This is a genomic window from Planctomyces sp. SH-PL62 (assembly GCF_001610895.1).
Lineage (GTDB): Bacteria > Planctomycetota > Planctomycetia > Isosphaerales > Isosphaeraceae > Paludisphaera.
On record NZ_CP011273.1, the window covers coordinates 4,034,805 to 4,047,156 of the forward strand.

Genomic DNA, 12,352 nt, shown 5'->3' on the forward strand with positions numbered 1-12,352 from the left:
GATTGGTTCCCTGGGGGGACGTGCGCCCGACGGAGTCGGTCCCCCCGTCCATAAAGGGGGAGACCCGCGGCGGCGGCCGAGCGTCGGGGCCCTCCGACGACGCGTGGAAAGCCCGCCGAGCGGGTCGGCCATCTTGAGGATCGGCAAAATGAGGTCAAGGACGACAGGTCGTAGGGATGATTTTGATCGGCGTTGACCTTCCCCGCCATTTATGCCAAAACTCGGCACGCCCGTCGCCGATCGAGGGATCAGGACGCGACGGGACCGCGCTTCCGGACCCCGCCCGAGGGGTCCTTCGGATCAGGACGAGCACGAGGAGCCGCTCATGGGCATGGAGTCGCCACAGTCGCCGACGACGCGCGCGGGGGCCGTCCCCCATCGCTGGACGCGCGTCGAGGAGCCCGGCACCGAGGCGGTGATCGAAGCCCACGAGACCGTGATCGCCGGCGGCGGCCCCGCCGGCCTGACCGGCGCCTACGAACTCGCCAGGAACGGCCGCGGTTGCGTGGTCCTGGAAGCCGACCCCCGGCTCGTCGGCGGCATCAGCCGGACCGACGAGTACAAGGGGTATCGCTTCGACATCGGCGGCCACCGCTTCTTCTCCAAGAGCCAGGAGGTCAACGACCTCTGGCGCGAGATCCTCGGCGACCAGTTCATCAAGCGGCCCCGCCTCAGCCGCATCTACTACGACCGCAAGTTCTTCCATTATCCGCTCAAGCCGGTCGACGCCCTGTGCAAGCTGGGCGTGACGCGATCGGCCCGGATCCTCCTCAGCTATCTCAAGGCTCGCCTGCGGCCGATCCGCCCCGAGCGGAGCTTCGAGGACTGGGTCGTCAACCGGTTCGGCCGGGTCCTCTTCGAGACCTTCTTCAAGTCCTACACCGAGAAGGTCTGGGGGATGCCGACGAACGCCATCTCCGCCGACTGGGCCGCCCAGCGGATCAAGGGCCTCAGCCTCGTACGCGCGGTCTTCGGGGCGCTCCGGGGGGGGCTCGGCTCGCGCGACGGCGAGGTCATCAAGACCCTCATCGAGGAATTCCACTACCCCCGGCTCGGCCCCGGCCAGATGTGGGAATCGGCGCGGGACCGGATTCGAACGCTGGGCGGATCGGTCGACATGGACCGCCGCGTCGTCCAGATCGACCACGACGGCTCGTCGGTGACGGCGGTGGTCGCGCGGGACGCCGCGGGCAGGTCGTACCGCTACACCGGCCGTCATTTCCTCTCGACGCTCCCCGTCCGCGAGCTGATCCGGGCCATGAACCCGGCCGCCCCGGAGGAGGTCCGCAAGGCCGCCGAGTCGCTGGGTTATCGCGACTTCCTCTCGGTCGTCCTGATCGTCGACCGCGCCGAGACGTTCCCCGATACGTGGATCTACGTCCACGAGCCGGACGTCCGCGTGGGGCGGATCCAGAACTTCAAGAACTGGTCGCCCGACCTCGTGCCCGACCCGACCAAGTCCAGCCTCGGCCTGGAGTATTTCTGCTTCGAGGGGGACGAGCTCTGGACCATGTCCGACGCCGACCTGCTCGAGCTGGGCCGTCGCGAGATCGACGCGATGGGGCTGGTGCCGGCGAACGAGGTGATCGACGGCTGCGTCGTCCGCATGCCCAAGGCCTACCCGGTCTACGACGATGAGTACCGCAAGCACCTGGAAGTCATCCGCGGCTGGCTGTCGAGCCTCGACAACCTGGAACTCGCCGGTCGGAACGGGATGCACAAATACAACAATCAGGACCACTCGATGATGACCGCTCTCCTCGCGGCGCGGAACATCCTCGGCCAGGGCCGGTACGACACCTGGAAGGTCAACACCGACGCCGAGTACCACGAGGACGGCCCCTCGGACGACGTCCAGACGCCGGGCGTCGGCCGCGCCGTGCCTCGTCGCGTCGCGTCGAGCTGAGGCGGGGCATTCGCCCGGAACGGCTCCCGACGGCTCGCGTCGGCCGCCTCTGTCGTGATAGGATCGTCGACGATGCTCCCGCCCGGCACCCGCCGGGCGGCGCCGTTCGATGATCCCCCCGTCGGAGTGACCGCCGATGCCGTTCACGCTCCTCGTCCTGGGACTCCTCGGATTCGTCGGCCAAGAACCGGCGCTCTCACTCTTCGACGGACGGAGTCTGGAGGGGTGGGTCGCCGAAGGGGCGTCCGACTACAAGGTTGATGGGGAGAGACGCCCGGTCTGGTCGGCCGAGGACGGGTTGCTCGTCTGCCGGGGCAAGGGGTTCGGCTTCCTCCGCTATCAGGATCGCGAATTCGCCGACTTCGTCTTCCACGTCGAGTTCCGCATGGCGCCCGGCTGCAACAGCGGCGTGGGCTTCCGCACCCGGGCGTTCGACCCCGCCGCCTCCGGCCCGACGCGGCCCTCGAACTACTCGTATGAGATCCAGTTGATCGACGATGCGGGCAAGCCCGCGACCACCCACAGCACCGGCTCGCTGTATCGCTATCTCGCCCCCAAGGAGAACGCCATCAAGCCGGCGGGCGAGTGGAACACGCTCGAAGTGACCTGTGAGGGTCCCCGGGTCCGCGTGGTCCTCAACGACAAGCTGATCCAGGACGTCGATCAGAGCCAGGTCGAGCCGCTGCGCGGCAAGCCGCTCCGGGGCTACGTCTGCCTCCAGAACCACGGCGGAAACATCGCCTTCCGGTCGATCGAGGTGCGCGAGCTGAAGGGCGTCTCGGAATCCAAGTGAACCGCCGCTCGCTCAACGCCCCTTGGCGAACGGGTCGGGCGCTTTCTTCCAGAGTTCGGCGATCCGCCTCAGGTGCCGCATGTGGTCGTCCGGTCCTTCGCCCGCGAAGCCGAGGACTTCGAACCGCCCCTTGATCGCCCGACGCGTCTGGCGCCAGGAGTCGCCCCAGTCGGCTTCGATCGGCTCGGACGCCGCGCCGACGGCCTTGATGAGAAAGTCGGCCGTCTCCGTCGTGCTCGCATAGCCCGGCGGGACCTGGGCCGAGTGGCTGACGAGCAAGGCCTTGCGACCTTCCGCAGACTCTCGGGCGAAGCGCTCGAACCCGCTCATCAGGTCCGGGGCCACGCGCTTCTCGGCCGGGTCGCCCGCGTAGCCGCAATAGAGCGAATCGGCCAGGATGATCGCGTCGACGCGGTCGAACGAGGCGGGCGTCTTGAGGATCTCGCGGACCCCGCCGAACCCGGCGCTGAAGCTGCTGACCGCGACCTTGCTGACCTCGAATGGGATGCCGGGATCCCGCGCCGCCACCCTTTGAACAGCCTCGTCGATCAGCTTTGGGAAGAGGGCCGGATCGGAGAACGGTTTGGAGTAAGCGGACGAGAGTCCGTTCCGGTTGAACGAGACGAGCACGGCGTTCCAGCCGACGGCCTCCAGGGCCGGTTCGGTCACCGTCGGCGTCCCGTGCAGATGAACGAGGATGTTCACCTTCGATCCGTGGGCCTGGAATCCGGCCGGGATGAAGAGCTTCGCGCCGTCCGCCAGGTCGATGCGTTCGCCTTCCGGCGGGGCGGCGGTGAGGAGCGAGAGGCCCATCAAGAGCGGGAGAACGGACATGGATCGTCTCCGTATCGGCTCGTCACGGCGAGGGGGCAGGGGGGCCGGGGACCAGTTGCTGGAAGATGGCGCGGGCGCGGGTGGTGAAGCGGGCGGAGTCGAGCAGGAACTCCGAGACGGCCAGCGTCGGGTCGGCCGCATCATACTTGAGTCGGCGGGCCAGCCGGGTCAGGTCGTCGGGATCTTCGGGGAGCACGGCGCCGGCGCGGTCGTGGATCAAGCGGAGGCGTGCGTCGACGCTGAAGAGGAAGTTGTAGATGTCGCGCAGCTCGTCGTGCAGGGCAGGGCTGAGCACGCCCAGGGCGGCCAGGGCGTCGAGGGCTTCCCAGGTGTTGGGACGGAGCACGTCGGGATGGCGTGCGGCGTGGACGAGCGTCAGGTAATGGACGGCGAACTCGACGTCGGCCAGCCCGCCGACGCCGCGCTTGATGTCCTTGCGGCCTCGCGAGTCCTCGAGCCGGCGGCGCATGTCGACGACGTCGGCCCCGAGCGATTCCGCATCGACGGGCCTCGACAGGATCGCTCGGATCGCGTCGGTGACGTGCCGTCCGAAGCCGCCGGTCGCGAAGACGACCCTGCCCCGAGTGAGCGCGAGCCTCTCCCACGATTGCGCCGAGGTCTCGTAGTAGCTCGTGAAGGCGGAGAGCGTGTTGACCAGGGGCCCGGCCGCACCGTGCGGGCGCAGCCGGGTGTCGACCTGATAGAGGATTCCCGTCGCGGCGTCACGGTCCATCGCCTTGAGGAACCGCTGGACGACGTCGGTGACGAACTGCTCGTTCGTCGTCGATTCGTCGCCGCCGGTCGTGACCCCCGCGCTCTCGTGGAGGAAGATCAGGTCGAGGTCGCTGTGGTAGTTGAGCGCCCGTCCGCCGAGCTTTCCCAGGGCGACGATCGCCCAGCGGTCGCGGCGTCCGTCGTCGGCGCGGGTGGGGGAGCCGAACCGCTCGACCCGACGCGCCCACTGGTCGCGCGCGACCTGCCCCACGATGGCCTCCGCGACGTCGGCGAGTTCGCGGGCGACCTCTCGGATCGGCTCGCGGGCCAGCACGTCTCGAGTCCCGATGCGGACCCATTCCTTGTTCCGGAAGCTCCAGAGGATCGGCGTCTGGTCCTCGGCCCCACGGGTCAGCTCGGCGAGTTCGGACTTGATCGCGGCGCCCGGGAAGGGGCGGTCGATGATCAGCGAATCCATCAGGTCGTCGATCATCCCCGGGTTGTCGGTCAGGATCCGGCAAACGAGCTGACTGGTGGCGCAGAGATCGACGTAGAGCCGCAGGCTCGGCGGGTTGATGTTGAACAGCTCCCAGAGGATCGCCTTGGCGCCCAGCGAGGCCGAGACTTTCTCCAGGTTGGCCAGCGTCAGGTCGGGCTCGGCGGTCCGTCCCACGGCCTGGAGCAGCCGGGGGGCGATCGACGCCAGGAAGTGGCGGCAGCGCGCGTGCGAGAGGAAAGCGAAGTCCTCCCTCGCCAGCGCCAGCAGGTTGTTGTAGGCGGCGGCCCGGTCGCGGAAGGGGTAGCGCGAGAGGACCTCGGAGGCCTGCTCCTCGGTGGTGTGCGGGTCGAGCACCAGGTCGACGACCGGGTCGGCCTCGGCGCCGTCGCCGTCGCCCTGGAGGAATGCGTCGTGGAGGATGTGGTTGAGGATCCGCCGGTTGAGTTCGGTCTTGCTCCGGTAGTCGGCCAGGAAGCGATGGGCCGGCCCGGTGCGGTCCTCCACGACGCTCAGCGGGACGTAGCCCATGCGGATCGCGAGGGTCCGAAGCTCTTCAAGGTCGCGGGGCATCTCGTGAGTCTGGCGGTCGAAGAGGATTTGCAGGCGATGCTCGACCTGGCGGAGGAAGCGGTAGGTGTCGTCCATCACGCTCCGTTCCTCGGCCGTCAGCGAGCCGACCTGTTCGAGCCGGTCGAGGGCCTCCAGGGTGTTCGTGCTCCGGACGACCGGGTGCTCCCCACCATGTAGAAGCTGGAGGAACTGGACCACGAATTCGACGTCCCGGATGCCGCCGCGGCCCGTCTTGACCTCGACCTCGGCGCGGCCCGCGGAGACCGTCCGCTGCTCGATCCGACGCTTCAGCGACTTGATCTCGGAGATCTCCGACGCGCTCAGGTAGCGTCGATAGACGAACGGCGTGACGGCCTCGATGAAGCTCCGGCCCAGGTCCGGGTCGCCGGCGATGGGCCGGCACTTGATCAAGGCCTGACGCTCCCAGGTCCGGCCCCGGGTGACGTAGTACCCCATCGTGGCGTCGAACGAGCGCGCCAGGACCCCCTGGTCCCCTTCGGGGCGGAGCCGCATGTCGACCCGGTAGGCCATGCCCAGCGTCGTATGGTCGGAGAGGAGCCGGACGACCTCGGAGCTCATCCGGGCGAAGAACTCGGCGTTCGTGACGGGACGCAGGCCGGAAGTGGAGCCGTCCTCGTCATAGAGGAAGATCAGGTCGATGTCGGAGCTGTAGTTCAGCTCGACGCCGCCGAGCTTCCCCAGGCCGAGGACCGTGAACCGGGAGGTCCGGGCGTGGGGTCGCATCGGGGCGCCGTATCGGCGTTCCATCGCGATCCGAGCCAGCCGGGTCGCCGCCTCCACGCAGGCGTCGGCCAGGTGCGACAGGTCGGTCGTCGTGACTTCCAGCGGGAAGCCGCGGACGATGTCGTTGTAGCCGATCCGCAGCGTCTCGCGGAGCCGGAAGCGGCGCAGCACCAGCCTGGGGTCTTCCTCGGGATCGCCCGTGGTCAGGGTGCTCCAGAGGTCGGCGCTCAGCGTCGCCCGGTCGCGACGCTCGGCCCCGGACTGGAGCCAGTCGATCAGGTCGGGGCTCCGGATGAGAAGCTCGCCGAGGTGTTGGCTGGTGCTGAAGACCTGGAGCAGAATCTCGGTCGTGCGGGGCCGATCCGCCAGACGGGCCAGGCCGGCCGCGGGGTCGGACAGGGCGGCGACGTAGCGCTCGAAGTTGGTCAGGGCCATCCCCGGATCGGAACATCTGGGCAGGACGTAATCGAACTGGCCGGCGAGCCGCGCGAGGAGCCTGCGCGCGTCGGGGCCGGCGTGGCGGGCGAGGTCCTCGACGTCCCGCACGCCGCGGTCGAGGTCGCGCACGCCCAGGCCCTGGAGCCACTTGCGGGTCAGGGTCGGGAACTCCAGTTGCCGGACGAACCATTCGAGATTCATGCTGACGCCCCCGGGGACTCGGCTTCAGGGGGACGCCAGTTTGGGCGGCACGTGCTGGAGGTGCCGGATGATCGCCTCGACCTCGTCGTGGGTCAGGCCGGTCCTCACGGCGATCTCGCGCTCGTCGACTCCCGAGCCGACGAGCGGCCGGACCTCGGCGGCGAAGGGGCGGATCCGCTCGGGGAGATCCGGCGGCGGCGTGTATCGGCGGTGGGCTTCCCAGGGGGTTCCGAGGCTCTGGAAATCCGGGCCGGTCCAGTATTCGCGACCGCCTTCGCCCAAAAGCCTGAGGAACCATTCCTCGAAGCTCCGCGCGATGATTCGCGGCTTGGCGTCGGCCTCCTCGTCGCCGGAGACGAAGATCGGGCAGCCGCCGCCGGGCCAGCGGTAGGCCAGGTCGATGCAGACCGTCTCGATGTTCGGGTTGCCCAGCTCGAACCAGCTCTCCGGCTGGATGAGCAGGTCGTCCATCCGGCCGAAGAGGATCATCGGGCCGATGGCCGAGATGGGGTGGATCAGCGGGGCGTCGCGATGGAGCCCGTCGGAGAGGAGCAGCCAGGCGCGGAGGCCGGGGGGGAGGCGGAAACCGTGGCGGTTCTCCCACCCTGCGATCGCACCCGGAGACGCGCCGGGGCGGACCGCGCCGTCGCCGAACCCGGCGGCCAGGACCTCGGGGTCGGGCCTCGTTTCGGGGTCGATCCCGCCCCAGGCCATCCAGCAATCCACCAGCTCCTCGAGCTGGCTCGGCATCGGAGCCCCTTTCAAATCGGACTCGCGGCTTGGTTCTGGGCGATGCGACCGAAGAGGGTCACGGCGCTTGCGTTCTCGATCTGGACCCGCGCCATGCGGCCGGTGAGCTCCTCGGGGCCGTCGAACACGACGATCCGGTCGCAGTGGGTCCGCCCGGTCAACTGGTCGCCGCCGTCCCAGCCTTCCTTGCGGGTCGTCGACCGGCTTCGGCCCTCGACGAGGACCGTCGTCTCCCGGCCGATGAACGCCCGGTTGTCCTCCAGGCTGATCGCCGTCTGGAGATCCAGCAGGACGTGGTTGCGACGGCGCTTGACTTCCTCCGGCACGTCGTCCGGGAACAGGTCGTCGGCCTTGGTGCCGGTGCGGGGGCTGTACTTGAAGATGAAGCTGTTCTTGAACCGGGAGCGTTCCAGCAGGCCGACGGTCTTCTCGAACGACTCTTCGGTCTCTCCGCAGAAGCCGACGATGAAGTCGCTGGAGACGGACGAGCCGGGGATGGTCTCCCGGAGCCGGGCCAGCATGTCCTCGTAGAAGGCGGCCGTATACATCCGCTTCATCCGCTTGAGGACGAGGTCGCACCCGCTCTGCGCCGGGACGTGGATGTAGCGCGAGACCTTGGGGAGATCCCGGACGGCCTGCAGCAGGTCGTCGGTCATGTCGTTGGGGAAGTTGGTGATGAACTTGATCCGCTCGAAGCCCTCGACGTCGTGAAGCTGGGCGAGCAGGTCGGAGAGCCGGGTGATGCGGCCGTCGGCCTCCTTGTGCTTGTAGCTGTTGACCGTCTGGCCGATGAGGGTGATCTCCTTGACCCCCTGCATGGCGAGCAGGCGGGCCTCGGCGACGATCGCCGACGGCGGGCGGCTCTGCTCCGGGCCGCGGACCGACGGGACGATGCAGTAGGTGCAGAACTTGTCGCACCCCATCATGACCCGGAGGTAGGCCTGGAACGGGCTGGGGCGGACGGCGGGCTCGCGGTCGGCGTCGTAGCTGTCGAAGCTCGACGTGACGTGCTCCCGGCTGCCGGCGTTCCGCGCCAGGCTGACGGCGAGCTGGGGCGAGGCTTCGGCCTTGGCCTTGGCGATCAGCTCCGGGACCAGGCCGAGCTGGCCGGGGCCGATCACCACGTCGACGTGCGGGGCCCGGCGGAGGATCTGGCCCTGGTCCTTCTGGGCCATGCAGCCCAGGACTCCGACCGCCAGGTCGGGCTTCCTGCGCTTGAGGTGCTTGATCCGGCCCAGGGCGCTGTAGATCTTATCCTCGGCGTGCTGGCGGACCGAGCAGGTGTTGTAGAGAATGGCGTCGGCCTGGTCGATGTCGTCGGTCAGTTCGTAGCCGTCGTCGCGCAGACGGGCGACGACGAGCTCGCTGTCGAGCACGTTCATCTGACAACCGACGGTCTCGATGTAGAGCTTCTTCGACTGCGAGGTCGGCTGGTCGGCCATCGCTCGGACACTCCCAGGGCGGCGTGGCGGCGCGGCCTGTCACGCGGGGAAAACGAGGGGACACGTCGGGGCCGCAGGCCGGATCGCCGCCGGTCGCGCGTCCCGCCCACAAGACATCGATCTTAACAGTCCGCAGGGATTTTGGGAACGGCTCTCAGGACGTCGAACGGGCCCGATCGGCGACCGGCGCGGCGGTTGCATGCTCCGGCGACCGGGGCGGCGCTGGCGTCGAATCGAGCCGCTTGATATAAACCCTTTGGCAAGAATTCACCATTTTCGAGGAGCCTCGCGGATCCCTCATGAAGATACTGGCCGTCCACCCCAGCTCCCTGATGTACACGAAGGTCTTTCTCAGGCTGGAGCCGCTGGGGATCGAGACCATCGCGGCCGAGTTGCGCCGGGCCGGCCACGACGTGCGGTTGATCGACCTGCAGGTCGACGACCACGCCGCCTATTTCCGCGAGCTCGACTCCTGGCGGCCCGACGCGGTCGCCTTCTCGCTCAACTACCTGGCGAACGTTCCGGAGGTGGTCGACCTGGCGAAGGCGACCCGCGACCGGCTCCCGGACGCGTTCATCTTCGCCGGCGGCCATAGCGCGTCGTTCGTGGCCCATGACGTGCTGCGGCACGCCGACGGCGCGATCGACTGCGTGCTGAAGGGGGAGGGGGAGGCCTCCGTGGCCAGGCTGCTGGAGGCCGCCGCCGACCGCGACCCGACGAGCCTGCTGGAAGTCCCCGGGGTGGTCGCCCCCGCCGGATCGGGGCCCACGCCGGCCTTCGTGCACGACCTGGACGACTTGACCCCCGCGCGGGACCTGCTCCGCCGCCGCCGCAAGTATTTCATCGGGGTCCTGGACCCTTGCGCGTCGATCGAGTTCAGCCGCGGCTGCCCCTGGGACTGCTCGTTCTGCAGCGCCTGGACGTTCTACGGGCGGAGCTACCGCGTGAAGTCGGCCGAGGCGTCGGTCGACGAGGTGGCCTCGATCCGCGAGCCGGGGATCTTCATCGTCGACGACGTGGCGTTCATCCAGGCCGAGCACGGCATGGCGATCGGCGAGGGGATCGCCCGCCGGGGAATCCGCAAGCAGTACTACCTGGAGACGCGGGGCGACGTCCTCCTGCGCAACAAGGACGTCTTCCGGTTCTGGAAGACGATCGGCCTTCAATATATGTTCCTGGGCGTCGAGGCGATCGACGAGGAGGGGCTCAAGCGATTCCGCAAGCGGGTGACGCTCTCCAAGAGCTTCGAGGCGCTGGAGTTCGCGAGGTCGCTGGGGATCATGGTGGCGATCAACCTCATCGCCGACCCGTCCTGGGACCGGAAGCAGTTCGAGGTCATCCGGCAGTGGTGCCTGGAGATCCCCGAAATCGTCAACATCAGCGTCAACACCCCCTATCCGGGCACCGAGAGCTGGGTCACCGAATCGCGCCGGCTGATCACGCAGGACTACCGCCTGTTCGACATCCAGCACGCGGTGCTCCCCACCAAGATGCCGATCGAGGAGTTCTACGCCGAGCTGGTCAAGACGCAGCAGGTGCTCAATCGCAAGCACCTCGGCTGGAAGGCCTTCGTGGCGCTGGGCGGCATCCTGGCCGACAACCTCCGCCGGGGTCAGACCAACACGCTCAAGATGCTCTGGAAATTCAACAGCGTCTTCGATCCGAAGCTCCAGCTCGCCGACCACAAGCAGCCGGTGCGCTACCCGATGTCCCCCCCGCCGGCTCATCGCGAGGTCGTGGACCCGCACACGCTGTACATCCACCCGTCGCCGGGCCGCCGCGGCCGCACGATCGACGCCGAGACCGAGGCGTTCGTCGATCAGACCCGGCTTGGAGGCAAGCCTTCGACCTGAGCCGACGGCCGCGAGGGCTAGACCGGCCGGTCAGGCCTGCCGGGTCCTGTCGTGGTTCTCCCGAAATCGGGCGGCCAACTCGGCCGCCTTGCGGTCGTAGGCCTCGGGGTCGGACCAGGAAGCGCGTGGATCGAGGACCTCGGCCGCAAGGCCGGGGCATGAGGCCAGCCGGCTGATGTGGAAGGAGTCGTCCGTCCTGGCGGGCACGTCGTCGAGTTCGCCGGAGAGGGCGGCCTGGATCAGCGACCGGGTGACGGGCATGGCGATCCGCTTGCCGATCCCGTACGGCCCGCCGTTGATCCCCGTGTTCACGAGCCAGCAGCGAACTTCGTGTCGATCGATCTTCCGGCCCAGCAGTTCGGCATACTCGCGGGGACGCAGGGGGAGGAAGGGCCCGCCGAAGCAGGGGCTGAAGACCAGTTGCGGCTCGGTGACGCCCGTCTCCGTGCCGGCGACCTTCGAGGTGTAGCCCGCGAGGTAGTGGAACATCGCCTGCTCCGCGGTGAGCTTCGCGATCGGCGGAAGCACGCCGAACGCGTCGTAGGTCAGGAAGAAGATCTGCCGGGGATGGCCGGCGACCCCTCGCGTATCGGCGCGGGGGAGATGGGTGATCGGGTAGCCCGCGCGGGTGTTCTCCGTCAGCGCCGCGCTGTCGAGGTCCAGCCGACGGGTCTTCGGGTCGATCACCACGTTCTCGAGGATCGTCCCGAAGCGCCGGGTGGTGGCGAAGATTTCCGGCTCGGTCTCCTCGCGGACCCGGATGGCCTTGGCGTAGCAGCCCCCCTCGAAGTTGAAGACGCCGTCGTCGCCCCAGCCGTGCTCGTCGTCGCCGATCAGGGTGCGGTCCGGCGAGGTCGAAAGGGTGGTCTTCCCCGTGCCGGAGAGCCCGAAGAACAGGGCCACGTCGTCGCGATCCTCGCCGTAATTGGCCGAGCAGTGCATCCCGAGCACCCCGCGCAGGGGGAGCAGGTAATTCAGGATCGAGAAGACCGACTTCTTGATCTCGCCCGCGTACTCGGTGCCGCCGATCAGGACCAGCTTCCTCGCAAGGTTGATGAGGATGAAGGTCCCGGACGGGGTGCCGTCGGTCGCGGGGTCGGCCTCGAAATCGGGGGTGTCGACGATCGTGAACTCGGGCCGGAAGTCGCGGAGGGCCGCCTCGTCGGACTCCCGGATCAGCAGGTCCCGGACGAAAAGGCTGTGCCAGGCGTACTGGGTGACGATTCGGACGGGGAGCCGGAACCTCGGGTCGGCGCCGCCGTAGCAGTCCTGGACGAACAGCTCCTTGTCGGCCAGGTAGGCCCGCTGACGCTCCCAGATGCGGTCGAAGGCCGCCTCGGACATCGGCTGGTTGTATTCGCCCCACCAGATCCGATCGCGGCTGCACGGCTCGTCGACCAGGAACTTGTCGTGCGGCGACCGCCCCGTGTGGACGCCGGTGTCGACGGCGAGGGGGCCCCCCTCGGCGATGAGGCCCTCCCCGCGACGGACGGCGTGCTCATAGAGGACGGGGGCGGGCGGATTCCAGTGCGTGGGGGCCTCCCGTGCGATGCCCAGTTCGTCCAGCCCATGGGTTTTGACGACGGTGTTCTCAATACCGTTCAACAT

Annotated in this window: 8 protein-coding genes; 3 read left to right on the forward strand and 5 right to left on the reverse strand. The window is 68.5% G+C overall.

The features are described 5' to 3' along the window. Positions 1–331 precede the first annotated feature (331 nt). On the forward strand, positions 332–1,906 hold the full coding sequence (locus tag VT85_RS15690; RefSeq protein WP_197490774.1) for an NAD(P)/FAD-dependent oxidoreductase: 1,575 nt from the start codon (positions 332–334) through the stop codon (positions 1,904–1,906). Positions 1,907–2,042: 136 nt separating this feature from the next. Further along, positions 2,043–2,699, forward strand: coding sequence for a DUF1080 domain-containing protein (locus tag VT85_RS15695; protein WP_068417108.1), 657 nt, complete (start codon positions 2,043–2,045; stop codon positions 2,697–2,699). 12 nt (positions 2,700–2,711) lie between these two features. Here the strand turns inward: VT85_RS15695 and VT85_RS15700 are convergent, their stop codons facing one another. The 4 genes from VT85_RS15700 to miaB are packed head-to-tail and all read right to left on the reverse strand — an operon-like array spanning position 2,712 to position 8,891. Beyond that, positions 2,712–3,533: a hypothetical protein gene (locus VT85_RS15700; protein ID WP_156512889.1), complete on the reverse strand. Its 822-nt coding sequence runs from the start codon at positions 3,531–3,533 to the stop codon at positions 2,712–2,714. Positions 3,534–3,555: 22 nt separating this feature from the next. Continuing rightward, positions 3,556–6,699 (reverse strand): bifunctional [glutamate--ammonia ligase]-adenylyl-L-tyrosine phosphorylase/[glutamate--ammonia-ligase] adenylyltransferase, encoded by a 3,144-nt coding sequence (gene glnE, locus VT85_RS15705; protein ID WP_068417114.1) that lies wholly within the window; start codon positions 6,697–6,699, stop codon positions 3,556–3,558. Between the two features lie 24 nt (positions 6,700–6,723). Then, positions 6,724–7,449, reverse strand: a complete 726-nt coding sequence (locus tag VT85_RS15710; RefSeq protein WP_068417116.1) for an SMI1/KNR4 family protein — start codon at positions 7,447–7,449, stop codon at positions 6,724–6,726. Positions 7,450–7,460: 11 nt separating this feature from the next. Next, on the reverse strand, positions 7,461–8,891 hold the full coding sequence (miaB, locus tag VT85_RS15715; protein WP_068417120.1) for a tRNA (N6-isopentenyl adenosine(37)-C2)-methylthiotransferase MiaB: 1,431 nt from the start codon (positions 8,889–8,891) through the stop codon (positions 7,461–7,463). Between the two features lie 299 nt (positions 8,892–9,190). On the opposite strand from miaB, the gene hpnR reads away from it, so the two are divergent. Then, on the forward strand, positions 9,191–10,744 hold the full coding sequence (hpnR, locus tag VT85_RS15720) for a hopanoid C-3 methylase HpnR (protein ID WP_068417122.1): 1,554 nt from the start codon (positions 9,191–9,193) through the stop codon (positions 10,742–10,744). A gap of 30 nt (positions 10,745–10,774) precedes the next feature. Here hpnR and pckA read toward each other — a convergent pair whose 3' ends face one another. Beyond that, positions 10,775–12,352, reverse strand: a complete 1,578-nt coding sequence (pckA, locus tag VT85_RS15725) for a phosphoenolpyruvate carboxykinase (ATP) (RefSeq protein ID WP_068417124.1) — start codon at positions 12,350–12,352, stop codon at positions 10,775–10,777.